Source organism: Rothia koreensis, assembly GCF_052232265.1.
Taxonomy (GTDB): domain Bacteria; phylum Actinomycetota; class Actinomycetes; order Actinomycetales; family Micrococcaceae; genus Rothia; species Rothia koreensis.
The window spans coordinates 2,360,789-2,387,252 of sequence record NZ_CP197643.1 but is presented as its reverse complement, the minus strand read 5'-3'; the positions used below and the strand labels follow the sequence as shown (position 1 = coordinate 2,387,252).

The 26,464-nt window shown below is 62.9% G+C and carries 17 protein-coding genes and 3 rRNA genes; 18 read left to right on the top strand and 2 right to left on the bottom strand.

Annotated elements, in window-relative coordinates; translation table 11 throughout:
- Window positions 1-17 precede the first annotated feature (17 nt).
- A complete protein-coding gene (locus ACTSLZ_RS10580; RefSeq protein ID WP_443096131.1) occupies window positions 18-980 on the bottom strand; it encodes a quinone oxidoreductase family protein in 963 nt (320 codons plus the stop codon).
- A 122-nt stretch (window positions 981-1,102) separates the two neighbouring features.
- Here ACTSLZ_RS10580 and argC point away from each other — a divergent pair, with 122 nt between their 5' ends.
- The 6 genes from argC to ACTSLZ_RS10550 are packed head-to-tail and all read left to right on the top strand — an operon-like array spanning window position 1,103 to window position 7,094.
- Window positions 1,103-2,164: an N-acetyl-gamma-glutamyl-phosphate reductase gene (argC, locus tag ACTSLZ_RS10575; RefSeq protein WP_443094984.1), complete on the top strand. Its 1,062-nt coding sequence runs from the start codon at window positions 1,103-1,105 to the stop codon at window positions 2,162-2,164.
- Window positions 2,161-3,375, top strand: a complete 1,215-nt coding sequence (gene argJ, locus ACTSLZ_RS10570) for a bifunctional glutamate N-acetyltransferase/amino-acid acetyltransferase ArgJ (RefSeq protein WP_443094983.1) — start codon at window positions 2,161-2,163, stop codon at window positions 3,373-3,375. Before argC ends, argJ begins: the two co-directional genes overlap by 4 nt.
- Before the next feature lie 35 nt (window positions 3,376-3,410).
- Entirely contained in the window at window positions 3,411-4,406 is a 996-nt protein-coding gene (argB, locus tag ACTSLZ_RS10565; RefSeq protein ID WP_129315482.1) for an acetylglutamate kinase, read from the top strand.
- Entirely contained in the window at window positions 4,403-5,626 is a 1,224-nt protein-coding gene (locus ACTSLZ_RS10560; protein ID WP_443094982.1) for an acetylornithine transaminase, read from the top strand. The genes argB and ACTSLZ_RS10560 overlap by 4 nt, the downstream gene beginning before the upstream one ends.
- A 47-nt stretch (window positions 5,627-5,673) precedes the next feature.
- On the top strand, window positions 5,674-6,618 hold the full coding sequence (gene argF / locus ACTSLZ_RS10555; RefSeq protein WP_129315467.1) for an ornithine carbamoyltransferase: 945 nt from the start codon (window positions 5,674-5,676) through the stop codon (window positions 6,616-6,618).
- Window positions 6,619-6,620: 2 nt separating this feature from the next.
- Entirely contained in the window at window positions 6,621-7,094 is a 474-nt protein-coding gene (locus ACTSLZ_RS10550; RefSeq protein ID WP_129315468.1) for an arginine repressor, read from the top strand.
- 44 nt (window positions 7,095-7,138) lie between these two features.
- On the opposite strand, the gene ACTSLZ_RS10545 is transcribed toward ACTSLZ_RS10550, so the two are convergent.
- A complete protein-coding gene (locus tag ACTSLZ_RS10545; protein ID WP_443094981.1) occupies window positions 7,139-7,558 on the bottom strand; it encodes an ankyrin repeat domain-containing protein in 420 nt (139 codons plus the stop codon).
- A gap of 237 nt (window positions 7,559-7,795) precedes the next feature.
- Here ACTSLZ_RS10545 and ACTSLZ_RS10540 point away from each other — a divergent pair, with 237 nt between their 5' ends.
- The 12 genes from ACTSLZ_RS10540 (at window position 7,796) to ACTSLZ_RS10485 (ending at window position 26,457) form a co-directional block, all read left to right on the top strand.
- Window positions 7,796-8,998 carry an argininosuccinate synthase gene (locus ACTSLZ_RS10540; protein WP_397555768.1) on the top strand — a complete coding sequence of 401 codons (1,203 nt, stop codon included), beginning with the start codon at window positions 7,796-7,798 and terminating at the stop codon, window positions 8,996-8,998.
- A gap of 94 nt (window positions 8,999-9,092) precedes the next feature.
- Window positions 9,093-10,544 (top strand): argininosuccinate lyase, encoded by a 1,452-nt coding sequence (gene argH / locus ACTSLZ_RS10535; RefSeq protein ID WP_443094980.1) that lies wholly within the window; start codon window positions 9,093-9,095, stop codon window positions 10,542-10,544.
- Window positions 10,545-10,698: 154 nt separating this feature from the next.
- Window positions 10,699-11,250, top strand: a complete 552-nt coding sequence (locus ACTSLZ_RS10530) for an adenine phosphoribosyltransferase (protein WP_443094979.1) — start codon at window positions 10,699-10,701, stop codon at window positions 11,248-11,250.
- 56 nt (window positions 11,251-11,306) lie between these two features.
- Window positions 11,307-13,646, top strand: coding sequence for a HelD family protein (locus tag ACTSLZ_RS10525; RefSeq protein WP_443094978.1), 2,340 nt, complete (start codon window positions 11,307-11,309; stop codon window positions 13,644-13,646).
- A gap of 56 nt (window positions 13,647-13,702) precedes the next feature.
- Window positions 13,703-15,031, top strand: coding sequence for a tyrosine--tRNA ligase (tyrS, locus tag ACTSLZ_RS10520; RefSeq protein WP_443094977.1), 1,329 nt, complete (start codon window positions 13,703-13,705; stop codon window positions 15,029-15,031).
- A 615-nt stretch (window positions 15,032-15,646) separates the two neighbouring features.
- A 16S ribosomal RNA gene (locus ACTSLZ_RS10515) occupies window positions 15,647-17,176 on the top strand.
- Between the two features lie 346 nt (window positions 17,177-17,522).
- A 23S ribosomal RNA gene (locus tag ACTSLZ_RS10510) occupies window positions 17,523-20,629 on the top strand.
- Window positions 20,630-20,812: 183 nt separating this feature from the next.
- Window positions 20,813-20,930, top strand: a 5S ribosomal RNA gene (rrf, locus tag ACTSLZ_RS10505).
- The 16S, 23S and 5S rRNA genes sit together here, the layout of an rRNA operon.
- Window positions 20,931-21,252: 322 nt before the next feature.
- Window positions 21,253-22,563, top strand: a complete 1,311-nt coding sequence (locus ACTSLZ_RS10500) for an ISL3 family transposase (protein WP_179628043.1) — start codon at window positions 21,253-21,255, stop codon at window positions 22,561-22,563.
- A 95-nt stretch (window positions 22,564-22,658) separates the two neighbouring features.
- Entirely contained in the window at window positions 22,659-23,876 is a 1,218-nt protein-coding gene (locus ACTSLZ_RS10495; protein WP_443094976.1) for a CaiB/BaiF CoA transferase family protein, read from the top strand.
- Window positions 23,877-23,888: 12 nt separating this feature from the next.
- The gene (locus tag ACTSLZ_RS10490; RefSeq protein ID WP_443094975.1) at window positions 23,889-25,091 is read left to right on the top strand and encodes an acyl-CoA dehydrogenase family protein; all 1,203 of its coding nucleotides are present in this window, start codon (window positions 23,889-23,891) and stop codon (window positions 25,089-25,091) included.
- Between the two features lie 142 nt (window positions 25,092-25,233).
- Window positions 25,234-26,457 carry a hypothetical protein gene (locus ACTSLZ_RS10485; RefSeq protein ID WP_443094974.1) on the top strand — a complete coding sequence of 408 codons (1,224 nt, stop codon included), beginning with the start codon at window positions 25,234-25,236 and terminating at the stop codon, window positions 26,455-26,457.
- The last annotated feature ends 7 nt before the right edge of the window (window positions 26,458-26,464 follow it).

Here is a 26,464-nt window from a genome sequence, read left to right as displayed (position 1 = left end):
GGCTACCGGCTACCGGCTCAGGGCTCCAGGAGAACCTTGCCGCGAGTCTTTCTGGCTTCGAGGTACTCGTGGGCGCCGGCGGCATCCGTGAGCGGGAAGCTCTGGTCGTGGGAGATCTTCAGCCGCCCGGCGAGGATGTCGTCGAAGAGCTCGCCCATGCGCCACTCGAGTTCGCGCCGGTCGCGCAGGTACGCCCCCGTCGACGGACGCGTTACGTACAGTGAACCCATCGAGTTCAGCCGCTGAAGGTCAAATGGCGGTACTTGGCCGCTCGCGCCTCCGAAGAGGACAGCCATTCCACGCGGCTTCAGGGTTGTCAGCGAGTCCTCGAACGTCGTCTTCCCGACCGAGTCGTACACGACGTCGACGCCGCGGCCGTCCGTCAGCTCGCGGGTCCGATCCGCGAAGTCCTCGTAGCGCACCACGTGATCGGCCCCATGGCCGAGCGCAATCCGTTCCTTCTCGTCCGAGGACACCGTGGTGATCACCCGTGCCCCGAGGTTCTTGATCATCTGGATGGCCAGGCCGCCGACTCCGCCGGCACCCGCGTGGAACAGAACCGTGTCCGATGCACTGACCGGGTAGGTGGATCGAACCAAGTAGTGCGCCGTGACGCCCTGGAGAGGCAAGCAGGCGGCGTCGACCGGATCGATGCCCTCCGGAATCCTCACGGCCTTGTCGTCATCCACCAAGAAATATTCGGCGTATGTGGCCGCGGCCTGACTCGTCGCGATGCGATCGCCCACCGCGGCATTGCCGGCCCCCGGCCCGGCCGCCACGACGACGCCGACGGCCTCGCTGCCCGGGACGAAGGGGTAGGGCACGTCGTACACGCCCGAGCGCTGATAGGTCTCGATGAAGTTCACGCCCGTGGCCTTGGTTCTGACCAGCAATTGGGTGCCCGAAGGCTCAGGAACGGGCACGGTCCTCTCTTCGAAGACCTCCGGCCCACCGCTGGACGGCGCGACGACTGCGGTCATGGACTCCGGTATCTGCTCTGACAAAGCCAACTCCTTCGGTCGTGAAGTGATCTCGCGGCCATCCTAGCCGCCCTATGCATAAAGATTTAGACCCATGTATAAATCTGCGGTACAGTGTCGTCATGACATTTTCGGTAGCAGTATCCGGTGCCACGGGCTACGCAGGCGGAGAGGTCCTCCGCCTCTTGTCCCAACATCCCCAGGTGGACGTGACCACCGTGACCGCACATTCCAGCGCGGGCACGCGATTGGGAGAGCTGGCCCCGAACCTGCGATCCCTGGCCGACCTCACGGTCCAGGAGACCAGCCCGGCGACCTTGTCCGGGCACGAAGTCGTCTTCCTTGCCCTGCCCCATGGAGCCAGTGGCCCCGTGGCGGCCGAACTGCCAGAAGGGACCCTCGTCATCGATGCCGGGGCGGACCACCGCCTGCGGGATCCGGACGCCTGGGCCCGTTTCTACGGAACGGAGCACGCAGGCCATTGGCCGTACGGTCTGCCCGAACTGATTACCGCGCCGTTCCAGACAGGATCGCCGACCAAACAACGAGAAGATTTGGCCGGTGTTTCGAGGATCGCCGTGCCGGGTTGTTACCCCACGAGCGCTCAGCTCGCGTTGGCCCCCGGTCTCGCCGCCGGCCTGCTCGACCCGGAGGACATCGTCATCGTGGCCGCGTCCGGAACCACGGGAGCCGGCAAAGCCACCAAACCGCACCTGATGGCCAGCGAAGCCATGTCGTCGATGTCTCCGTACGGTGTCGGCGGCGTGCACCGCCATACGCCCGAGATGGAGCAGGGCTTCGGCGACGCTTCGGGCGAGTCCGTGAGCGTGAGCTTCACCCCGACCCTCGCTCCGATGCCTCGCGGCATTCTGACCACAGCGACGGCCCGGATCCGCCCTGGTACCAGCGAGGACGACCTTCGGGCCGCCTGGGATGCGGCGTACGACTCCGAACCGTTCGTCCATGTGCTCCCAGAAGGCCAGTGGCCGACCACCAAGTCGGTGCAGGGCAGCAATCACGCCGTGATGCAACTGGCGCTCGATGCGCATGTCGGGCGCGTGATTGTCACGTGCGCGATAGACAACTTGGCCAAGGGCACCGCGGGCGGTGCCGTCCAGTCGATGAACATTGCCTTGGGCCTCCCGGAGACCACGGGCCTTGACCAGGAAGGACTCGTGCCATGAGTTCAGAACCGAAGAACGCTGCGGAGATCGACGTCGAGAACGGGCTGGCCGGAATCCGCGGCTTCGAATATTCCGGGGTGTCCGCGGGGTTGAAGGCCAGCGGTGGGAAGGACGTCGCCCTCGTGCGCAACGTGGGCCCCGAATTCACTGCCGCGGCTGTGTTCACTACGAATCGTTTCGCCGCGGCGCCGGTCGAGTGGTCTCGCGAGGTTGTGCGTGACGGGCGCGTGGACGTCGTCGTTCTCAACTCCGGTGGGGCCAATGCCTGCACGGGGACCGAGGGGTTCCGCAATACCCACCGGACCGCCGAGGAAGTCGCCTCGCTGACCGATGCGGCCGCGGGAGATGTGCTCGTCTGCTCGACCGGTCTCATCGGCGAGCAACTGCCGATGGATCTGCTGCTGCCGGGGCTTCGGGACGCGGCCGGCTCGCTGGGGGAAGGACCCGAGCACGACGACGCCGCGGCGTCGGCCATCATGACCACCGACACCGTGTCCAAGAAGGCCTCCGTGACGCTTCAGACCGAACAGGGGCCCGTGCGTATCGGAGGGATCGCCAAAGGCGCCGGAATGCTGGCCCCAGGCTTGGCGACGATGCTCGTTGTCCTCGCCACCGATGCCTCGATGTCAGCGGACAACCTGGACGCGGCCCTGCGCTCGGCCACGGAGCGCAGCTTCGACCGGGCCGACTCGGACGGTTGCATGTCCACGAACGACACCGTCGCGCTGTTGGCCTCGGGTGCCAGCGGCGCGGTCCCCGAACAGGAAGAGTTCACGGACGCCCTCACGCGGGTCTGCGTGAGTTTGGCCCTCCAGCTGATCGGCGACGCCGAAGGGGCCAGCCACGATATTCACGTCACCACCGCCGGGGCCGCCTCGGAGGCCCAGGCGCTGGAGGTGTCCCGTGCCGTGGCACGGTCCAACCTCTTCAAGTGCGCGATCTTCGGCAACGACCCGAATTGGGGGCGCGTCCTTTCCGAGGTGGGGACCACGTCGGTGGACTTCGACCCTTCGGACGTCAACGTATCCATCAACGGAGTCATGGTCTGCCGGGGAGGCGCCATCGGTGAGGACCGGTCGCTGGTCGACCTGGCCGCGGACCGCACGGTGGACGTCGTCATCGACCTTGGTGCCGGATCCGAATCCGGGACCATCTGGACCAACGACCTGACCCACGATTACGTCGAGGAAAACTCGGCCTACTCGAGCTAGGAGGGGTGACTACGGTGCCACAACAGAGCGATCACATGCGGTACGCCTCGGCGCAGAGCAAGGCCGGCACGCTCATGGAAGCCTTGCCCTGGATCCAGCGGTTCGCGGGCAAGGTCATGGTCTTCAAATATGGCGGCAACGCCATGATCAACGAAGAACTGCGCGAGGCCTTCGCGGAGGACATGGTCTTCCTCAGGTCCGTGGGAATCAAACCGGTCGTGGTCCACGGCGGCGGGCCGCAGATTTCGTCCATGCTGGAAAGACTCGGCATCGAGAGCGAGTTCCGCGGCGGGCTCAGGTACACGACTCCGGAGGCCATGGACGTGGTGCGCATGGTTCTCACCGGACAGGTCGCCCGGCAGCTCGTCGGGCTCATCAACCAGCACGGGCCCTACGCCGTCGGTATGTCCGGCGAGGACGGCGGGCTCTTGAGGGCCAGGCGCATCACGACCGTCGTGGACGGGGTCGAAACCGATCTCGGACTGGTCGGTGAGGTGGTTGGCGTCAACACCACGGCCATCTCCTCGATGATCGACGCGGGGAAGATCCCCGTGATTTCCTCGATTGCCCCCGAAATCCTGGCCGACGGGCGAGCCGTCGAGCAGGGGATGCCTCTGGACACGCCCACGGGGGAGGTCCTCAACGTCAACGCCGATACGGCTGCGGCGGCCGTTGCCGCCGCGATCGGGGCCGAGAAGCTGGTCATGCTGACCGACGTCGAGGGGTTGTACGCCGACTGGCCGGATCGGGATTCTCTGATCAGCTCGCTGACGGCCCGAGAACTCCGGCGGATCATTCCCAGCCTCTCGGAAGGCATGATCCCCAAGATGAGCGCCTGCCTGGCGGCCGTCGAGAACCGTGTCCCCGCGGCGTCGATCGTCGACGGCCGACGTGCCCATTCACCGCTCTTGGAAATTTTTACGGATTCCGGGATCGGAACCCAGGTCACGGGGGAGGCAACGGAGCCCAAACCGTTGGCCGATTTCGTTCTGGTCAACCCGTTCCGGACGACCGAGGAGGAAACCTCATGAACCAGCAGGAATTGCTCAACGACTACCGCGAGAATCTCTTGGGAGTATTCGGCGATCCGAGCCTTGTCCTGACCTCGGGCAAGGGGGCGACGGTGACGGACGCGGACGGCCGCACCTACGTCGACCTCCTGGGCGGCATCGCGGTCAACGCTCTGGGGTACGGTCACCCCGTGTGGGTCGAGGCCGTATCCCGTCAGGCCGGTCGGCTGGGGCATGTCTCCAACTTCTTCACGACACCGGAACAGGTGTCGCTGGCCGACAAGCTCCTGAACATCACCGGTGCCCCGTCCTCGGGGAAGGTGTTCTTCACGAACTCCGGAACCGAAGCCAATGAGGCCGCGTTGAAGCTGGTCAGGTCCCACGGGAATTCGGCGACGCCGGCCAAGAAGCGCATCCTCGCCCTCGATCACGGTTTCCACGGTCGGACGGCCGGCGCGCTGGCCGCAACCTCCAAAGAGGCCTATCGGACCCCGTTCGAGCCGTTGCCGGGCGGCGTCGACTTCGTGGAACCGACCACCGAGGCCCTCGAAGCGGCGTTCGACGACGACGTCGCCGGCCTCATCCTCGAACCCATCCAGGGCGAGGCCGGGGTCCATCCTCTCCCGGAGGGATTCCTGGCGGCGGCCCGGCGACTGACCAGGGAGCATGCGGCCCTCCTGGTGGTCGACGAGGTCCAAACCGGTATGGGGCGTACGGGACGCTGGCTCGCGAGCCAGGATGTGCTCACGGGCGAGCAGACTCCCGACGTCGTCACGCTGGCGAAGTCCCTCGGGGGAGGTTTCCCGATCGGTGCCATGCTGGTGATGACCCCGGAGGCGACCCGCGTTCTCGGTCCCGGCAATCACGGGACGACCTTCGGAGGCAATCCTCTGGCCATGGCGGCGGGCCTGGCGACCATTCAGGTCATCGAAGACGAGGGCCTGCTCGAGCGCGCTCGGACCGTCGGCCAAGGACTTCGCGACGGCCTGGCCCCGATCGATGGGGTTGCCGAGGTTCGGGGAGAGGGGCTGCTCATCGGCATCGATCTCGACCTCTCGCAGTTCTCGACCGACGCCCCGGCCCCGGCCGTCGTTTCAGAAGCCCGTGACCGTGGGTTCATCATCAATGCCACCGGACCCGCGACCCTGCGCCTGGCGCCCCCGTTGGTGATCGAGGGAGCGCACATCGACGCGTTCCTCGAGGCGCTCCCCACGATCCTGGACGCCGTCCGCTCCGTGTGAAGCCACGGTGCGCGACCGAATCATTGACCCAGAAAAGAATTGAGACCATGACACGCCATTTCCTGGTGGACACCGACCTTTCCCCGGACGAGCAGAAGACCGTCCTCGACCTCGCCGAGAGGATGAAGGCAGATCGCTGGTCCGAGAAACCCCTGGCCGGACCGCAGTCGGTCGCGGTCATCTTCGACAAGACCTCCACACGAACGCGTTTCTCCTTCGGCGTCGGCATCAGCGATCTCGGTGGCAACCCGCTGATCGTGAATCCGGGCGAATCGCAGCTCGGCCACAAGGAGTCGATCGCAGACACGGCACACGTCTTGTCCCGTATGGTCTCGACGATCGTCTGGCGAACGTTCGAACAGGCCGGGCTGGAGGAGATGGCCGAGAACTCGACGGTTCCGGTGATCAACGCGCTCTCGGACGACTACCACCCGTGCCAGATCCTGGCCGACCTCCTGACGGTTCGGGAGAGCTTCGGCCGGACGGAAGGCCTGACCCTGGCCTATGTGGGGGACGCGGCCAACAACATGGCCCACTCCTACCTTCTGGGCGGCGTCACGGCAGGGATGAACGTCCGTATTGCCGGCCCGAAGGGGTACCTTCCCCGCGAGGACATTCTGGTCTCCGCGCGCAGCCGGGCCGAAGAGACCGGTGGTTCGGTTCTGGTGACCGAAGATGTCGACGCCGCCCTGGACGGTGCCGACGTCGTCGTCACGGATACCTGGATTTCGATGGGTCAGGAAGACGAAACCGAACAGCGCCGGAAGATCTTTGCTCCGTACGGAGTGACAGGTGAGTCCATGGCGAAGGCCAAGGACTCGGCCATTTTCATGCACTGCCTGCCCGCTTTCCGCGGGTTCGAGGTCACCTCCGAGGTGATCGACGGGCCGTCCTCGGTGGTGTGGGACGAGGCCGAGAACCGGTTGCACGCGCAAAAGGCCCTGATGACATGGTTGTTGGAGACTTCACGCGCCGGAAAGGAACGACGCTAGACATGGGAATCCCCTCGACCAAGGCTGCACGCCAGGCCCGCATCATCTCCCTGCTCGAGACGGCCAAGATCCGATCCCAATCAGAGCTTGCGGACTATTTGGAGAAGGACGGGGTCCAGGTCACGCAAGCGACGCTCTCGCGTGACCTCGTCGAAATCGGTGCCGAACGGATCCGCGGTACCGATGGGGTGCTGATCTATTCGGTGGCCGGTATCGACCCTGTCAAGGAACGGGACGCTCCCGACAGGCTCAAGGGGCTGTTCCGCGATTTGCTGATCATGGCCGAGGCCAGCGGGAACATTGTGATGCTCAGGACGCCGGCCGGCGCCGCCCAGTTCCTCGCGTCGGCACTGGATCACACGGAGATTCCCGAAGCCATCGGCACGATAGCCGGTGACGACACTGTCATGGTCGTGTCCCGGGACCCGAATGGGGGCCAGAGACTCGCGCAACGGTTCCTGGAGTGGTCCGAGTAGACCGGTGAGGTGATCACTGGGCGACTGGTGGACGACGGGCAGGTTCAGAGAATGCCGCGTTCGCGGAGCAAGGCCTTCATGTCGTCGATATCGAAGAATTCGGCGATCGCTCCGGCCGACTGCGATCCCAGGGAGGGGTCGGCTCCGGCGTCCAGGAGTGCGTCGGCGATCTCGCGATTGTTCCGGAAGATCGCACTGGCCAGGGCCGTCTGCCCCCGATCATTGAGACGGTCCACATCGGCGCCACGTTCGAGCAACAAGGCGACGACGTCCGGGTGCTCTCTGTAGGCGCCCAGGATGAGCAGAGTGTCACCCTTGGGGTCGGTCAGGTTCACCGGGACACCCTGGTCGAGGACGGTGGCGAGCTGCTGGGTTTGTCCTTCGCGGGCCAGGTCGAAGATCTGGTGCAGAGCCTCCAGCTCCTGGTCGCTCAACTCGCTCGCGTTGTCACTGCTGTCGGTCATCGAAAGAACCATCCTCTTATTGTGAGCTATTCAGAATAACTCTACAGGATGTGCTCCGCCCATGGGCTACGAGGGGGGAGGGCTCGTGCAGTTCGAGCCCGGGTTTCGGACTGAGGGTGCCACGGTGCACCGACGCTGATGTGTATAAATACAATTCATGCTGTATAGTCATACAAGATGACATGACAGACCTCCGGTGCACGCACTGGGGGAGCACGAGCAGAAAGGGCACACCCCATGACGGATCGGGTTGTACTTGCGTATTCCGGAGGCTTGGACACCTCCGTGGCCATCGGTTGGATCGGAGAAGCCACCGGTGCCGAAGTCATTGCCGTGGCGGTCGACGTCGGGCAGGGCGGAGAAGACCTGGAGACGGTCCGGCAGCGAGCCCTGGACTGCGGTGCGGTTGAGGCCTATGTCGCGGATGCTCGGGAGGAGTTCGCGACCGAATACTGCATGCCGGCACTCAAGACCAATGCGCTGTACATGGACGCCTACCCGTTGGTCTCCGCCGTGTCTCGGCCGGTGATCGTCAAGCACCTGGTCAAAGCGGCCAAGCAGTTCAACGCCACCACGGTCGCTCACGGTTGCACGGGCAAGGGCAACGACCAGGTGCGTTTCGAGGTCGGCATCCAGACCCTCGGGCCCGACCTGAAGTGCATTGCTCCCGTCCGGGACCTCGCCCTGACGCGGGAAAAGGCCATCACCTACGCCGAGAACAACGACCTGCCGATCGTCACCACCAAATCCAACCCATTCTCGATCGACCAGAACGTGTGGGGCAGGGCAGTGGAGACCGGTTTCCTGGAAGACATCTGGAACCGGCCGACCAAGGACGTCTACGACTACACGGATGACCCGACCTTCCCGCCGGCCGTCGACGAAGTGACCATCACCTTCGACCAGGGTGTCCCGGTCGCCATCGACGGCGAATCCGTGACTCCCCTCGAGGCCATCGAGATCATGAACCGCAGGGCCGGAGCCCAGGGCATCGGCCGGATCGACGTCGTCGAGGACAGGCTCGTGGGCATCAAGTCCCGCGAAATCTACGAGGCTCCCGGGGCAATGGCTCTCATCGCCGCGCACAAGGAACTCGAGAACGTGACGATCGAGCGCGAACAGGCCCGGTTCAAGAAGACCGTGGACCAGCGGTGGACCGAATTGGTCTACGACGGCCAGTGGTTCTCTCCCCTGAAGAAGTCCTTGGACGTGTTCGTGGAGGACACCCAGAAGATGGTCAACGGAGAGGTCCGGATGGACCTGCACGGCGGCCGGGCCACCGTGACGGGGCGCCGGTCCAACACGTCGCTGTATGACTTCAACCTGGCGACCTATGATGAGGGCGACAGCTTCGACCAGTCCCATGCGCGTGGCTTCATCGAGCTCTTCGGGATGTCATCGAAGGTCGCCTCGTCGCGCGACCAGCGGTTGGGACTGTAACGAGCAAGATCTTCCGCCTCCGCCCGTCTGCCCAGGCCGACGGGCGGAGGCGGATCACGTGCGCGCGTCCGAGGCGGACGCGGAAGAAAGGCGAATGGTGACTTCACAGCAGGACAAGCACGGAACCAACGAAGGTGCTCTCTGGGGCGGTCGTTTTGCCGGAGGGCCATCCGACGCCCTGGCGGCGCTGAGCAAGTCGACTCAGTTCGACTGGCGACTCGCACCCTATGACATCGCCGGTTCGCGTGCTCACGCCCGGGTCCTGCACGCCAAGAACCTTCTTTCGGACGCGGAGCTCTCGGGAATGATCGATGCCCTGGACAGGCTCGAACAGGACGTCCGGACCGGAGCCTACCAACCCGCCGTCTCGGACGAGGACGTCCATGGTGCCCTGGAGAAGGGGCTCATCGAGCGTGCCGGCCCCGATCTCGGCGGCAAGCTGAGGGCAGGACGTTCGCGCAATGACCAGATCGCCACCCTCGGCCGGATGTATTTGCGCGACCACGCCTCCATCCTTGCCGAAGGGGTCCTGGGCGTGATCGACGCCCTGGTGTCCCAGTCGGAACGCCACCCCTATGCGCCGATGCCGGGGCGCACGCACCTCCAGCACGCGCAGCCCATTCTGTTGTCGCATCAGCTCCTGGCCCACGCCTGGGCGCTGTCCCGTGACCTAGAACGCCTGCGCGACTGGGACTCCCGTGCGGCGGTCTCGCCTTACGGGTCGGGCGCGCTCGCGGGTTCCTCGCTGGGGCTGGACCCCAACGCCGTCGCTCGGGAGCTCGGATTCGATTCGGCGACCCACAACTCGATCGACGGCACGGCAGGCCGCGACGTCTACGCGGAATTCTCCTGGATCTCGGCCATGATCTCCGTGGACCTGTCTCGTGTCTCCGAAGAAGTGATCCTCTGGGCCACCAAGGAGTTCTCCTTCGTCAAACTGCACGATTCCTTCTCCACGGGGTCATCGATCATGCCCCAGAAGAAGAATCCGGACATCGCCGAGCTGGCCAGAGGCAAGGCCGGGCGCCTGATCGGCGACCTGACCGGTCTGCTCTCGACCCTCAAGGCATTGCCCCTCGCGTACAACCGGGACCTGCAGGAGGACAAGGAGCCGATCTTCGACGCGATCGATCAGCTCGAAACCCTCCTCCCGGCGGTCTCCGGCATGATCGACACGCTGGAATTCAACACGGACCGTTTGGCCGAATTGGCGCCCCAGGGCTTCGCGCTGGCCACCGACGTCGCCGAATGGCTTGTACGTCAGGGCGTGCCTTTCCGCGTCGCACACGAGATCGCGGGCGACGCCGTCCGCGTGTGCGAGGAGAAGGACTGCGAACTGTGGGATCTGACCGACGAGGACTTTGCCGCGATCTCCGAGCACCTGGTTCCGGCGGTGCGCGAGGTGCTCACCGTCGAGGGGTCGCTCAATTCGCGGGCCTCCCAAGGAGGGACGGCGCCGTCGGCCGTCGCCGCCCAGCTCCAGGCGCTGAAGGATGCGTCGGCGGCGGACCGGCAGTTTGCGGCCCGCTCCCGGGTGATCGACTAGTTCAAGGTCTTGCGTGACCGAGCGTGAGTTCCCCGATCGCTTCGCGGTCGGGTGAACTGCACAGGTCGGTTATCCCGCCGGTGAACTCTGGCGTACTCTGTTAGGTGCACTTTTCGTCCAATGGGGCCTCGCATGCCCGGAAGCCAGGCGAGTTATGAACGAATCCACGACGCCGACCGCGGATGAGCGTGTCGCGACGACCATCGACAAGGTCTGCGCGGTCATCCCGGACTACCCGGAACCCGGCATCATCTTCCGGGACCTGACCCCTCTGTTCGCCGACGGCGCCGCATTGCGCGAGGTCGTGGACGCACTTCTGCGTCGGTTCGAGGGGCAGTTCGACGTCGTCGCCGGGGTCGAGGCCCGTGGCTTCCTGCTCGCCTCCGCGGCGGCGTACGCGGCCGGCGTCGGCGTCCTGCCCGTCCGGAAGGAAGGCAAGCTGCCGCGCGAGACCTACGCCGAGTCGTACCAGCTCGAGTACGGGACGGCGACCTTGGAGATCCACCGGGACGATATCCCTGCCGGGGCGAGGGTCCTGGTTCTGGACGACATTCTGGCGACGGGTGGGACGCTCGGGGCCGCGGTCAAACTCGTGGAACGGGCCGGGCTGCACGTCGCAGGAATTGGCGTCGTGATGGAACTCGAGGGGCTCGCCGGTCGGACCAATCTCACTGGCCATGAGGTCAGCGCGCTCTATACGGTCTAGACTTTTCAGTCCTGACCACTCACAGCACGGCTTTTCCGAAGGAAACACGGATTCCCATGTCTACCTCTCGCGAGGACACCTCGCAGCAGACGAACCCCGAAACCACGGCAGATCATCAGGCCTATGAGCGACAGCTCGAAGAGGCGCTGAAGCACGAGCGCGAGTACGTCGACCGTCTGTACGGTCGTCTCGATGAGCTCCGCGAGGAGAATCGGGAGAAACTCGCCGACGTTCGCCGCACAGGGTCGTCCGGAAGCCACCAAAACCGTTCCGAGAGGGACGCGTACGCGACCTTCTACGAGGACCGGCTCGGCCAGCTCGACGCGGTCGACAATCGTCTGGTCTTCGGCCGGCTGGATCTCGACGACGCGTCCACGCGGTACATCGGACGCATCGGGCTGGCGGACGAGAACCACGAGCGCCTCATGGTCGATTGGCGCGCTCCGGAGGCAGGCACGTTCTACCAGGCCACGGCCTTCGACCGGCAGGGCGTGCAGCGTCGCCGTCACCTCATCCTGGAGCGTCGCACCCTGCGAAACATCGAGGACGACGTTCTCGACCCCGAGTTCCTCGAGCACGAGGAGGTCCTCCACGGCGAAGGCGCCCTTCTGGCTGCCCTCAATCGCAAGCGCACGGGTCGAATGACTGACATTGTCGCGACGATCCAGGCGGAGCAGGACCGCATCATCCGTGCGGATCTCGCCGGTGTCCATGTGGTTCAGGGCGGCCCGGGCACGGGCAAGACGGCCGTGGCGCTCCACCGTGCCGCGTACCTGCTCTACACGAATCGCGAGCGGCTCCAGAAGTCCGGGGTTCTGGTGGTCGGGCCGTCGTCGTCCTTCATGTGGTACATCGAGCGTGTTCTGCCTTCCCTCGGGGAGACGGGTGTCGTGATGTCCTCACTGGCGACCCTGTACCCGGGCGTGAGGGCCGTGCCCGAAAGCGATCCCCGGATCGGCCGTCTCAAGGGTTCCCTGGACATGGTTGCCTTAATCAAGAAGGCCGTGGCGGACCGGCAGAAGGTGCCGCAGAAGGTGCAGACCCTCTCGGTGGATTCGTCGCGCGTCGAGCTCAGGCCCAAACAGATCAAGCACGCCCGGGAACGCGCCCGCGCCACAGGGAAACCCCACAACCAGGCGCGGGAAACCTTCGTGAAGATCCTCGTGCAGGATCTGGCTGACCAATTGGAGAAACAACTCAACGAGTCCAGCGGCAACGATATGGACCGTTCCTACTTGCTCGAGGACGTGCGGCAAGCCCGTGACGTGCGGGTCGCCCTGAATCTGGCATGGATGCCGATGACCGCGGAGACCCTCGTCAGGGACCTCTTGTCCAAGCGCCACTACCTCGAGTCCGCGGGAGCCCACCTCTCGGAGGACGACGTCGAGGCGTTGCTGCGTCCCAAGGATGCGCCGTTCACGGAGTCGGACGTGCCTTTGCTGGACGAGGCGGCTGAGCTCCTTGGTGACTTTGAGGCCGCCGTCGGCCACACCGCAGCGCGTGCCGCGGCGGAGCGGAACTCGAACCTGGAAAATGCGACGAAGACCTTGGAGAACGTCGACGCCGCCCTGGAGGAGATGGGCGTCAACGGCGTCGTCACGGCCGAGATGCTGGCCGGGATCAACGAGACCGGGGCAACGCGCATGACCGCTGCGGAAGCGGCCAACTCGGACCGGACGTGGGCCTACGGGCATGTGGTCGTGGACGAGGCCCAAGAACTCTCCCCAATGCAGTGGCGTCTGCTCATGCGTCGGTGCCCGATGAAATCGTTCACGGTGGTCGGTGACATCGCGCAGGCCTCCGCGGCCGCTTCCTCGACGAGCTGGGGCGAGGCCCTGGAGCCCTTCGTCGAGGACCGGTATCGCCTGGACGAGCTCACGGTCAATTACCGGACCCCGTCACAGATTTCGGAGGCCGCGGTGTCCATGGCTCGGGCCGCGGGCCTGGAAGTATCCGCACCGCGCGCCGTGCGGGAGGGGGAGTGGTCGCCACAGGTCATCGCGACCGACGACGTTCTCGGCACGTTGTCTCGCAGGCTGCGACAGGACCTTGATGCTGTGGCGGGCGGACTCGTCGGTGTCATCGTTGCCCAGCCCGAATACGACGACGTCGTTCGGGCAGTGAGCGAGGAATTCTCGGATCTCACCGGCACCTCGGAGTCCGCGCTCGAACGACAGATTCTGGTGCTGACGCCGTGGGAGGCCAAGGGTCTGGAATTCGACACCGTGGTGATCGTGGAACCGACCTCGGTGGTGGAAGCGGCCTACGGGACCGTCGGCGATCTCTATGTCAGCATGACCCGACCGACCCAGCGGCTCGCTCTGATCGCGTCCCGTGGGGTGCCTGCGGGGCTGGAACAGTGGACCACCGACGGCCGGGAATCCCCGGCACACTAGGCCAGGAAGAGCCACGAAGGAAGAACAGACGGATGGCGAATGGTAGCGTGAACGACGTGACGAATAATTCAGTGATCGACTCCGTGCACGGGCTGAACGAGCAGTCCAACGACCCGAGTTTCGACAACATCTGGCAGGAACTCACCTGGCGTGGTCTCGTCCACGTATCGACCGACCAGGAGGCCCTGGAAAAGGCCCTGGCCGAGGAGACGGTCACCTACTATTGCGGATTCGATCCCACCGCGGCGTCCCTGCACCTGGGACACCTGGTGCAGCTCCTGGTGATGCGGCGGCTCCAGCTGGATGGACACAAGCCCCTGGGGCTCGTGGGCGGCTCGACCGGGCTCATCGGCGACCCGCGACAGAGCTCCGAAAGGACGCTGAACTCCCGCGAAGTCGTGGCCGAGTGGGTCGAGGCCTTGCGTGGGCAGGTTCGTCGCTTCTTGTCCTTCGAGGGGGACAACGCGGCCCGGATGGTCAACAACCTCGATTGGACGGGCGGACTCTCGGCCATCGACTTCCTGCGCGACATCGGGAAGAACTTCCGTGTCGGCACGATGATCAAGAAGGAGATCGTCTCCAAGAGGCTCAACTCGGAGGAAGGGATCTCCTACACCGAGTTCAGCTACCAGATCCTGCAGGGCATGGACTTCCTGGAGCTCTACAGGCAGTACGGATGCACCTTGCAATCCGGGGGATCGGACCAGTGGGGCAATCTGACGTCCGGTACGGAGTTGGTGCGCAAGGTCGAGGGCGAAACGGTCCACGCGATCGGCACGCCGCTCATCACGAATGCCGACGGAACCAAATTCGGGAAGTCCGAGGGCAATGCGATTTGGCTGGACCCGGAGCTGACGAGCCCGTACGCGTTCTACCAGTTCTGGCTCAACACCGCCGACGCCGACGTCGTCGATCGACTCAAGGTGTTCACGTTCCGCAGTCGCGCCGAGATCGAAGAACTCGGGCGGAAGACCGAAGAGGAGCCTTTCCGCCGGGAGGCGCAACGCGTCCTGGCCTATGACGTGTGCTCACTGGTGCACGGCGTGGAGGCCACGGAGAAGGTCATCGAGGCTTCACAAGCCTTGTTCGGCAAGGGGGACTTCGCCGCCCTCGACGAACAGACGCTCATGGCCGCAACCGCCGAACTGCCCCACGCGGAGGTCGACGGGAGCGACTTGTCCCTCGTCAACCTCCTCGTCAGCACCGAACTGTGCGAATCCAAGTCGGCCGCCCGCCGGACCCTCAAGGAAGGCGGAGCGGCGGTCAACAACGTCAGGGTCAGCGGGGAGGAAGCCGTCGTCGAGGCGGACCAGCTCCTGCACGGCAAGTACGCCATCATCAGGCGAGGAAAGAAGAACATGGCCGTGGTGACCGTGCGTCCCTAGGGGTCCGCTCGTCGCCAGAGGACCAGGAGCCTCAGTCGAAAACAGCCCGGTTGCCGCCTCCTCGGAGGCGGCAACCGGGCTGTTTTTCCTTGTGGTGGTGGGGTTGTGTGGTTTGTGTTGTGTTTCACTCGGGTGTGGGTTGGTGTTTGGTGGTGGTGGTGTGTAGAGTCTTTTGTTGTCGCCGCGAGGCTCGGGGGCTTGTTCTGACAGGTTCTTCCGGTTCTGGTCTTGGTGCGTGACTGTTCTCGAAGGTTTTTCTTCATTCTTTTGCCTGGTGTGCTGGGTGCGGCTGTGTGTCGTGGTCTGGTGGGCTGGGTAGGGGGTTCGGGTTCGGTTTGCGGGCTGGGTTTGGTTCTGGTAGGTTGGAGAAGTTGCCGCGATGGTTTTTCGTGGTGGTGCGACCGGCACTGGTTTTTCCTCATTTTTTGTGTGGGGTTGGTTGGTGTGTGGTTTGTTGTTTGAGAACTCAATAGTGTGCTTTGTTTGAATGTTGTACCAAGTTTTTTGAATTCTTGTTGGTTTCAACATTGCCTGGCAGGCGTGGTGCTGTCACCTCCGTGATGGTGGCCTGTTGGGGTTTTATTTTGTTGGGCCACGGGTTTTTCTTTTTGTTTTTTAACGGAGAGTTTGATCCTGGCTCAGGACGAACGCTGGCGGCGTGCTTAACACATGCAAGTCGAACGCTGAAGCTGGGTGCTTGCACCTGGTGGATGAGTGGCGAACGGGTGAGTAATACGTGAGTGACCTTCCTTGGACTCTGGGATAAGCCCGGGAAACTGGGTCTAATACCGGATACGACCAGTCCTCGCATGGGGTGCTGGTGGAAAGGGTTTGTACTGGTTCTTGATGGGCTCACGTCCTATCAGCTTGTTGGTGAGGTAATGGCTTACCAAGGCGACGACGGGTAGCCGGCCTGAGAGGGTGACCGGCCACACTGGGACTGAGACACGGCCCAGACTCCTACGGGAGGCAGCAGTGGGGAATATTGCACAATGGGCGCAAGCCTGATGCAGCGACGCCGCGTGGGGGATGACGGCCTTCGGGTTGTAAACCTCTTTCAGCAGGGAAGAAGCGAAAGTGACGGTACCTGCAGAAGAAGCGCCGGCTAACTACGTGCCAGCAGCCGCGGTAATACGTAGGGCGCAAGCGTTGTCCGGAATTATTGGGCGTAAAGAGCTCGTAGGCGGTTTGTCGCGTCTGCTGTGAAAGCCCGGGGCTCAACCCCGGGTGTGCAGTGGGTACGGGCAGGCTGGAGTGCAGTAGGGGAGACTGGAATTCCTGGTGTAGCGGTGAAATGCGCAGATATCAGGAGGAACACCGATGGCGAAGGCAGGTCTCTGGGCTGTTACTGACGCTGAGGAGCGAAAGCATGGGGAGCGAACAGGATTAGATACCCTGGTAGTCCATGCCGTAAACGTTGGGCACTAGGTGTGGGGGACATTCCACGTTTTCCGCGCCGTAGCTAACGCATTAAGTGCCCCGCCTGGGGAGTACGGCCGCAAGGCTAAAACTCAAAGGAATTGACGGGGGCCCGCACAAGCGGCGGAGCATGCGGATTAATTCGATGCAACGCGAAGAACCTTACCAAGGCTTGACATACACCGGATCGCAGCAGAGATGTTGTTTCCCTTCGGGGCTGGTGTACAGGTGGTGCATGGTTGTCGTCAGCTCGTGTCGTGAGATGTTGGGTTAAGTCCCGCAACGAGCGCAACCCTCGTTCTATGTTGCCAGCACGTTGTGGTGGGGACTCATAGGAGACTGCCGGGGTCAACTCGGAGGAAGGTGGGGATGACGTCAAATCATCATGCCCCTTATGTCTTGGGCTTCACGCATGCTACAATGGCCGGTACAATGGGTTGCGATACTGTGAAGTGGAGCTAATCCCAAAAAGCCGGTCTCAGTTCGGATTGGGGTCTGCAACTCGACCCCATGAAGTCGGAGTCGCTAGTAATCGCAGATCAGCAACGCTGCGGTGAATACGTTCCCGGGCCTTGTACACACCGCCCGTCAAGTCACGAAAGTTGGTAACACCCGAAGCCGATGGCCCAACCCTTGTGGGGGGAGTCGTCGAAGGTGGGACTGGCGATTGGGACTAAGTCGTAACAAGGTAGCCGTACCGGAAGGTGCGGCTGGATCACCTCCTTTCTAAGGAGCTCAACTTTTGGTTGGCCATGTCCGTGCACGAGTGTTGTGCGGGTGGTTTGCTCATGGGTGGAATGCGATATTCAGTGGTTGCATGGTGGCATCGTTGTGGTGTTGTTGTGTGGCTGGGCAGAGTGCACTGTTGGGTTTTGAGGCAATGAGCCGTGTGGTTGTTGTCTTGGTGCCTGTGCGCCGTGCTGGGTGCCTCCTGGTTGGGGGTGTTTGGTGTGGTGTGATGGGTTGTTGTTTGAGAACTATATAGTGGACGCGAGCATCTTGGGGTTCCTGCCTGTTGTGGGTGGGTTCCCTGGTGATTGTTTATGTGAATGCCTTTGTGGTGATCATTTGTGTGTAAATCGTTAAGGGCGCACGGTGGATGCCTGGGCACAAGAAGCCGATGAAGGACGTGTGAATCTGCGATAAGCCTCGGGGAGTCGATAACTGGGCTGTGATCCGAGGGTGTCCGAATGGGGAAACCCCGCTGCTTGTCAAGGGCAGTGACCCGCACCTGAATGTATAGGGTGTGTGGAGGGAACGGGGGGAAGTGAAACATCTCAGTACCCTCAGGAAGAGAAAATAATAATGATTCTGTTAGTAGTGGCGAGCGAACGCGGATGAGGCTAAACCTGTGGTGTGTGATACCGGCAAGGGGTTGCATCACGGGTGTTGTGGGGCGCACTTTTACTGGTTCTTGTCTGGCTGGTGGTGTGCAGTGTTGTGGTAGGCGAATCATCTGGGATGGTGGACCGGAGTGGGTGAGAGTCCCGTAGTCGAAACCATGGTACTGGCATTGTGTGTGTTCCCGAGTAGCACGGGGCTCGTGGAATCTCGTGTGAATCTGCCAGGACCACCTGGTAAGCCTGAATACTTTCTTGTGACCGATAGTGTATCAGTACCGTGAGGGAATGGTGAAAAGTACCCCGTGAGGGGAGTGAAATAGTACCTGAAACCGTGTGCCTACAAGCCGTCAGAGCATCGTTGTGGTGTGATGGCGTGCCTTTTGAAGAATGAGCCTGCGAGTTAGTGCTGTGTCGCGAGGTTAACCCGTGTGGGGTAGTCGTAGCGAAAGCGAGTCTGAAGAGGGCGTATCAGTGGCACGGTCTAGACCCGAAGCGGAGTGATCTACCCATGGCCAGGTTGAAGCGTGTGTAAGAGCGCGTGGAGGACCGAACCCACTTCAGTTGAAAATGGAGGGGATGAGCTGTGGGTAGGGGTGAAAGGCCAATCAAACTCTGTGATAGCTGGTTCTCCCCGAAATGCATTTAGGTGCAGCGTCGTGTGTTGCTTGTCTGAGGTAGAGCTACTGGTTGGCTGATGGGCCTTTACGGGTTACTGACGTCAGCCAAACTCCGAATGCGGGCAAGTGTAAGCGCGGCAGTGAGACAGTGGGGGATAAGCTTCATTGTCGAGAGGGAAACAGCCCAGATCATCGACTAAGGCCCCTAAGCGTGTGCTAAGTGGGAAAGGATGTGGAGTTGCTGAGACAACCAGGAGGTTGGCTTAGAAGCAGCCATCCTTGAAAGAGTGCGTAATAGCTCACTGGTCAAGTGATTCTGCGCCGATAATGTAGCGGGGCTCAAGCACACCGCCGAAGTCGTGACAATACCGTTGTGGTGTTGGGTAGGGGAGCGTCGTGTACTGCGGTGAAGCTGTCGTGTGAACGTATGGTGGAGTGTACGCGAGTGAGAATGCAGGCATGAGTAGCGAATGATGCGTGGGAAACGTATCCGCCGAATGATCAAGGGTTCCAGGGTCAAGCTAATCTTCCCTGGGTTAGTCGGGGCCTAAGGCGAGGCCGACAGGCGTAGTCGATGGATAACGGGTTGATATTCCCGTACCGACGAAGGACCGTCCATACCAAGCCGGTGATACTAACCGTCCGGGTCGTGCTGTGTGCTTCCTTGTGGAGTGCTGGTGCGTGCCTGCACGGGACCTGATCCGGGGCGGTAAACGCATTAACGGGTGTGACGCAGGAAGGTAGCCGGGCCACGCGGTGGTTGTCGTGGTCTAAGCATGTAGGGTTGGTCGTTGTTAAATGCGCGGCCTGTGTGCCTGAGATGTGATGGGACCCCTTATTGTGGGGGGATCCGGTGATCCTATGCTGTCGAGAAAAGCATCGGCGTGAGGTTCTAGTTGCCCGTACCCTAAACCGACACAGGTGATCAGGTAGAGAATACTAAGGCGTTCGAGAGAATCATGGTTAAGGAACTCGGCAAAATGCCCCCGTAACTTCGGGAGAAGGGGGACCTTGAGCGTGAGCTGCCCGTGCGGTGGTGAGCGTGTAGGGGTCGCAGAGACCAGGGGGAAGCGACTGTTTATCAAAAACACAGGTCCGTGCGAAGTCGCAAGACGATGTATACGGACTGACTCCTGCCCGGTGCTGGAAGGTTAAGAGGACTCGTTAGGCCCCTTTTTTTGGGGGTCGAAGCGGAGAATTTAAGCCCCAGTAAACGGCGGTGGTAACTATAACCATCCTAAGGTAGCGAAATTCCTTGTCGGGTAAGTTCCGACCTGCACGAATGGAGTAACGACTTCCCTGCTGTCTCAACCATGAACTCGGCGAAATTGCAGTACGAGTAAAGATGCTCGTTTCGCGCAGCAGGACGGAAAGACCCCGTGACCTTTACTATAGTTTGGTATTGGTGTTCGGTGTGGCTTGTGTAGGATAGGTGGGAGATTGTGAAGCTACGGCGCTAGTCGTGGTGGAGTCGTTGTTGAAATACCACTCTGGTCATATTGGATGTCTAACCTCGGCCCATGATCTGGGTCAGGGACAGTGCCTGATGGGTAGTTTAACTGGGGCGGTTGCCTCCTAAAGAGTAACGGAGGCGCCCAAAGGTTCCCTCAGCCTGGTTGGCAATCAGGTGTTGAGTGCAAGTGCACAAGGGAGCTTGACTGTGAGACTGGCAGGTCGAGCAGGGACGAAAGTCGGGACTAGTGATCCGGCGGTTCATTGTGGAATGGCCGTCGCTCAACGGATAAAAGGTACCTCGGGGATAACAGGCTGATCTTGCCCAAGAGTTCATATCGACGGCATGGTTTGGCACCTCGATGTCGGCTCGTCGCATCCTGGGGCTGGAGTTGGTCCCAAGGGTTGGGCTGTTCGCCCATTAAAGCGGCACGCGAGCTGGGTTCAGAACGTCGTGAGACAGTTCGGTCCCTATCCGCTGCGTGCGTTGGAGAATTGTGGAGGCCTGTCCTTAGTACGAGAGGACCGGGACGGACGAACCTCTGGTATGTCAGTTGTACCGCCAGGTGCATGGCTGATTGGCTACGTTCGGGAAAGATAACCGCTGAAGGCATCTAAGCGGGAAGCTTGCTTCGAGATGAGTTCTCCTTGCCCCTTTTGTGGGTGTGAGGCTCCCTGTAGATGACGGGGTTGATAGGCCGGGTATGGAAGCCAGGACTGAAGACTGGTGGAGTTGACCGGTACTAATAGGCCGAAGGTTTATACACAATACACTCCCCGCTTTGTGGTGGGGCTGTTGGGTGGTTGCTGCGAGGGTTTGTAGATGATTGTTGTGTGTTCGTGTTCACTGTATGGTTTTGAAACAACAACCTGTTGTGGGTGTGTTGTTTGATTGGTTTTCACCATGCCAGTCCCGCGTGTTGTGTGGGTTGGTGTGTGTGGTTGGTTTTTTCGGTGGTTATGGCAAGAGGGGTACACCCGGTCTCATTCCGAACCCGGTAGTTAAGGCTCTTAGCGCTGATGGTACTGCACCCGGAAGGTGTGTGGGAGAGTAGGTCGCCGCCGAAAATATTCTTTGGGGGAGTGCGTACGTGCGCGAGGGGTTTTTGCTCCTTGTGTGTGTGCTCACTCCCCCCCTTCTTTTGTTTAACCACAAAAGGGCGGGCGCACCGCCAGTTTTGTTGGGGCCGTGTTTCTGTCGGTTGCCGGGTTGGAGCTCCTGGCGGCTGCCGGAAGCGCGGCCCTTTTTCGTGCCACCAGGCCGGTGTTCCCTTTGTGGGCTCTTCGCAGTTGAGGGGGTAGGTGGCTGAGCGCGTCGGTCGCCGGATGAGGGTCGAGGCCTTCCGATGATGGAAGTTCTCACACTGACCATCTGCCGGAAGACCTCGACGTGCACCACGCTACCTTCGCGACCCCTGATCTGACCGTGTTCTGCCATCTCGACGAGCTCGGCCTCGTGGCCACCGGTCAGCTTTTTGAGCCGGATCGCGCGGTGATCGAGTGCCGCGTCGCCGAGCCGGATCCGTGGTGCCGGGGATGCGGTAGCCAGGCGCTCTCGCGCGGGACGGACACGCGGCGTCTCGCCCACGAGCCGTTCGGTCATCGCCCGACGACGCTGCTGGTCCGGGTCCGCCGCTACAAGTGCTCGGGATGCGGACGGTCCTGGCGTGAGGACCTCACGGCAGCGGCGCCCGAGCGAGCCAAGCTGTCCCGTAGCGGGATGCGGTGGGCGTTGGAAGCGCTCGTGATCGACCACCTCACCGTCGCCCGCGTCGCCGCCGGACTCGGTGTCGGTTGGCACACGGCGAACAACGCGGTCCTCGCTGAAGGGCGTCGAGTGCTGATCGACGATCCCGCCCGGTTCGACGGCGTCGCCGTGATCGGCGTCGACGAGCACGTCTGGCGCCACACGAGAGTCGGCGACAAGTACGTCACCGTCATCATCGACCTCACCCCGAACCGCGACAAGACCGGCCCCGCCCGTCTGCTGGACATGATCGAGGGTCGCTCGAAAGCCGTGTTCAAGACCTGGCTCGCCGCACGCCCGCAGGACTGGCGCGATGGTGTCGAGGTCGTCGCGATGGACGGGTTCACCGGCTTCAAGACCGCCGTCAGCGAGGAGCTCCCGGACGCGCAGGCGGTGATGGACCCGTTCCACGTCGTCCGCCTCGCCGGCGACGCCCTCGACACCTGCCGTCGTCGCGTCCAGCAGTGCCTGCACGGCCGGCGGGGCCGCAAAAACGATCCGCTCTACAAGGCCCGCCGCATCCTCCACACCGGCGCGCAGCTGCTCACTGACCGGCAGCAGACCCGTCTCGAGGCACTGTTCGCGGTCTCCGAGCACGTCGAGGTCGAGGCGACCTGGGGCATCTACCAGCGCGTGATCGCCGCCTACCGCGAACCCGATCGGAAGACGGCGAAGAAGCTGATGACAGCCGTCATCGATTCCGTCTCCAGCGGCGTCCCCGCCGCGCTCGTGGAGGTCCGCAAGCTCGGCCGCACGCTCAAGCAGCGCGCCGCCGACATCCTCGCGTTCTTCGACCGGCCCGGCACGTCCAACGGGCCAACAGAGGCGATCAACGGGCGCCTGGAACACCTCCGCGGCTCCGCCCTCGGATTCCGGAACCTCACGAACTACATAGCCCGATCGCTGCTCGACACCGGCGGCTTCAGGAACCACCTACACCCTCAAATGCGATGAGCCCCTTTGTGACCCGTCCTTCCCTCAGCGATTTGTGATCCACATCCCGCCGGTGGTTATGTGGTCCCTGGCACATCTCGATGAGGAGGCTATGGATGTCCGATCAGGGAACCACGCTCGATCGCGATTCCGGAGGACCATTGTCCGGTATCGTCGTTGCGGATTTCTCCCGCGTGTTGGCGGGACCGTATTGCACGATGCTGTTGGCGGACCTCGGAGCGACGGTCATCAAGGTCGAAGGGCCAACCGGGGACGATACCCGGCAGTGGAAGCCCCCTCAGCGAGACGGCGAAAGCACATATTATCTCGGTGTCAACCGTGGCAAGCATGGCCTCCAACTGGACATGAAGAACCCGGACGACCTGCAAACGGCCTATAGGCTGATTGATACCGCGGATGTCTTCATCGAAAACTACAAGCCCGGCGGCCTCGAGAAATTCGGGTTGGACGAGGCATCCGTGGCTCGACGGTGGCCCCGTCTCATCCATGCGAGCATCACGGGTTTCGGGACCCAAGGCGGCGCCTCACTGCCGGGCTACGATCTGCTGGCACAGGCTGTCTCCGGCATGATGGACCTGACCGGGTCAGCCGATGGTCCTCCTCAGCGCATGGGTGTCGCGCTCTTCGACGTCGTCACCGGGTTGCACGCGGCCGTCGGAATTTTGGCTGCCCTGCGTGAGCGGGAGACCTCCGGCCAGGGCCAGCATCTGTCCCTCGATCTGCTCTCCTCGGCGCTGTCCGGACTGGCGAACCAGACGTCCGGCTACGTCGGTGCGGGCAATGTGCCCCACAGGATGGGCAACGAACACCCCAGCCTCTTTCCCTACGGCCCGTTCGATACGAACGACGGGCAGCTCGTCATTTGTGTCGGCAACGACGCCCAGTTCCGCGTGCTTGCAGGAGAGCTCGGACGGCCGGAACTCGCAGAGGACCCGAAATTCTCGACCATGCCCGAGCGCAATCGGCATCGTTCCGAGCTGAGGGGGATCATCGAAGACGTTCTGCGAGGTCGTGGCTCCGACGCATGGTTCCGCCAGTTGAGGGAAGCAGGGCTCCCGTGCTCTCCGATTCTTGACGTCGCCGGCGGAGTCGACTTCGCCCATGAACTCGGACTCGAGCCTGTGGTGTATGCAGGTTCGGACGACGACGCCGTCCCCGGCATCAAGAATCCTATTGGCTTCAGTCGCACCCAGACTTCCTACTCGAAGAGGCCCCCGGGCGTTGACCAGGACCGCGAAGCGATCCTGGACTGGTTGGCGCAGCGCGCCGACCACGGCACCGGATCCCCCTTCGAACAGACCACAGCAGAGTAAGGAATTCATCTCATGTCGAAACACCCCACCGATTTGCTCAACATCGAATCGCAGTTCTCGGACACCGAGCTCGACGTCAGGGACCGGGTAGCCGAGTTCGTCGACCGGAGGATCCGCCCCAATATCGCCGAATGGTTCGATCAGGCGATACTTCCCACCGAGCTCCTGCCCGAGATGGCGGAGCTGGGTTTGTTCGGGATGCACCTGAACGGATACGGCTGCGCGGGACGATCTGCCGTCGAATACGGTCTGGCGATGCAGGAGCTCGAGGCGGGCGACGCAGGGTTGCGCACCGTCGTCTCCGTCCAAGGCTCGCTGGCCATGTCGGCGATCTACAAGAACGGTTCCGAGGAGCAGAAACAGAAGTGGCTGCCGAAGATGGCCTCGGGCGAGATCATCGGGTGCTTCGGACTCACCGAGCCGACCGCGGGCTCCGACCCGTCGTCCATGCTGACCAACGCCCACAAAGAGGGCGACGAGTGGGTGCTCAACGGCCACAAACGCTGGATCGGTCTGGCCAGCATCGCCGGCGTCGCCGTGATCTGGGCCAAAGTGCCTGCGGAGGATTCGGGTACCCCCGGTCACGGGAAAGACGGTCACGTCGTTCGCGGATTCATCGTGCCCACCGATACACCGGGTTTCACCGCGGAGCCCATTCAGCAGAAACTTTCCATGCGTGCGTCCTTGCAGTGCACCATCGATTTCGACAACGTGCGCCTGCCCGCCGACGCGATCCTCCCGGAGAACCCCGGATTGCGCGGACCGTTCGCGTGCCTGACCGAAGCGAGGTACGGGATCATCTGGGGAGCCATGGGGTCGGCCCGTGACTCCGTGGAGGCCGCCTTGGACTATGCGCAGGAGCGCGAACAGTTCGGCCGGCCGCTGAGCTCCTACCAGTTGACCCAGAAGAAGCTGGTGGACATGTCCCTGGAGAACAACAAGGGTCAGCTTCTGGCGCTGAGGATCGGACGAGCCAAGGACGAAGGCACGATTGAGAACCACATGATCTCCGTCGGGAAGCTGAACAACGCCCGGACCGCGATCGAGATCTGTCGCGAAGCGCGCACCGTGTTGGGCGGTAACGGGATCACCGGCGACTACCCGCCACTGCGGCACGCCAACAACCTCGAGTCGGTCAGGACGTATGAAGGTACCGATGAGGTGCACACGCTGATTCTTGGGCAGAAGCTCACGGGGCAGAACGCCTTCCGGTAGGACGCCGAGGCGTACGTCATGCGCGAAGTCCGCACCCCGGATGCCCTGAACGGCATCCGGGGTGCGTAAACTTTGTCCCAGGACCGGACGGCGTCGACCGACGTCGACGCCGCCCGTACAACGCAGACAGAGGAGAACCAATTTGGCTCAGGACGACCGCAGGGATTCGCAACGCGGGGGAAACCGGAACCGTGGGTCGGAGCGGGGTGCCTTCGATCGCAAGGGCGGCAAGGCCTACCGGAACAGGGACGGCGGCCGCGGCAACGATCGGGAGCGCCGCTTCAACGACCGCAAACCGTACGGCAGCTCCGACAGGGACCCGCGGCGTCGCGACCAGGATCCTCAGGGCCGATTCGAACGGGACCACCGCGAGCAGAAGCCGTCCAGGGCCGGATACCGTCAGTCCCGTCCCAAGGCACCCGAAATCGACGAAGAAGTCACCGGCAAGGAGCTGGACAAGTCGGTCCTGCGCGAGCTGCGTGTCCTGGAGAAGGACAACGCGGAGGCCGTCGGCAAACACCTCGTGATGGCCAGCCAGTACCTCGAGGTCGACCCGGAATTCGCCCTTGAGCACGCTCAGGCGGCGGTGCGTCGCGGGGGCCGAGTCGCAGCCGTGAGGGAAGCTGCCGCGATCGCGGCCTATGTCGCCGAGCGCTTCGACACGGCCTTGCGGGAGCTCAGAACCCACCGCCGCATGACCGGCAGCAACGAGCACATTGCGCTGATCGTCGACTCGGAGAGAGCCCTCGGACGGGGGCAGAAGGCCCTCGAGACGGCCCAGGACCCGAGCCTGACCGATCTGACCGGTTCCCAGAAGGCGGAGCTGGCCATGGTCGTCTCCGGAATCCACCGGGACCAGGGTGACCTCGAGAAGGCCAAGTCAGCGCTCGAGATCCCTGAGCTGAACCGCAACAAGGCCTTTTCCTACAGCCCGCGCCTGTTCAGCGCCTACGCGGACGTTCTCGAGGACATGGGTCGCGCGAAGGAAGCAACCTCGTGGGCGCGCCTGGCCGTCGTCGCCGAAGCGGCCTTGGGCCAGGGGCAGTTCGAGGAGCCGGAAATCTACGAGATCGAGGTCCTTCCGGACGAAGAGCCCGCCGCCCCTGCTCCGGACGACGAAGAAGGCGTCGATCTCACCGAAGCCATGATCGACCAGAAGGAGACAGGCGCTCCGGGCCCGACGGACGAGCTGTCCTCTCCCGACCATGAGGAGCTGACCCCGGCCGGCGGACCGACCCCTGACCCTGAGGCCGTCGAGGAGGCTTCCCGGGAGGCGGAAGAGGAGGGCGACGTCGTCGAACGAGACGAGACGGGCCTCGATCCGGAGACGCAACCCGTCCAGGAGACCCGTGGAGAGGACGACTGATCCGTCC

What these genes read in the sequence shown, in the direction of transcription:
- argH (WP_443094980.1), top strand. Translation starts at nt 9,093, where the DNA reads ATGGTGACTTCACAGCAGGACAAGCACGGAACCAACGAAGGTGCTCTC.
- ACTSLZ_RS10490 (WP_443094975.1), top strand. Translation starts at nt 23,889, where the DNA reads ATGTCGAAACACCCCACCGATTTGCTCAACATCGAATCGCAGTTCTCG.
- ACTSLZ_RS10550 (WP_129315468.1), top strand. Translation starts at nt 6,621, where the DNA reads ATGGGAATCCCCTCGACCAAGGCTGCACGCCAGGCCCGCATCATCTCC.
- argC (WP_443094984.1), top strand. Translation starts at nt 1,103, where the DNA reads ATGACATTTTCGGTAGCAGTATCCGGTGCCACGGGCTACGCAGGCGGA.
- ACTSLZ_RS10525 (WP_443094978.1), top strand. Translation starts at nt 11,307, where the DNA reads ATGTCTACCTCTCGCGAGGACACCTCGCAGCAGACGAACCCCGAAACC.
- ACTSLZ_RS10530 (WP_443094979.1), top strand. Translation starts at nt 10,699, where the DNA reads ATGAACGAATCCACGACGCCGACCGCGGATGAGCGTGTCGCGACGACC.
- ACTSLZ_RS10495 (WP_443094976.1), top strand. Translation starts at nt 22,659, where the DNA reads ATGTCCGATCAGGGAACCACGCTCGATCGCGATTCCGGAGGACCATTG.
- argJ (WP_443094983.1), top strand. Translation starts at nt 2,161, where the DNA reads ATGAGTTCAGAACCGAAGAACGCTGCGGAGATCGACGTCGAGAACGGG.
- argB (WP_129315482.1), top strand. Translation starts at nt 3,411, where the DNA reads ATGCGGTACGCCTCGGCGCAGAGCAAGGCCGGCACGCTCATGGAAGCC.
- ACTSLZ_RS10545 (WP_443094981.1), bottom strand. Translation starts at nt 7,558, where the DNA reads ATGACCGACAGCAGTGACAACGCGAGCGAGTTGAGCGACCAGGAGCTG.
- ACTSLZ_RS10540 (WP_397555768.1), top strand. Translation starts at nt 7,796, where the DNA reads ATGACGGATCGGGTTGTACTTGCGTATTCCGGAGGCTTGGACACCTCC.
- ACTSLZ_RS10580 (WP_443096131.1), bottom strand. Translation starts at nt 980, where the DNA reads ATGACCGCAGTCGTCGCGCCGTCCAGCGGTGGGCCGGAGGTCTTCGAA.
- ACTSLZ_RS10560 (WP_443094982.1), top strand. Translation starts at nt 4,403, where the DNA reads ATGAACCAGCAGGAATTGCTCAACGACTACCGCGAGAATCTCTTGGGA.
- argF (WP_129315467.1), top strand. Translation starts at nt 5,674, where the DNA reads ATGACACGCCATTTCCTGGTGGACACCGACCTTTCCCCGGACGAGCAG.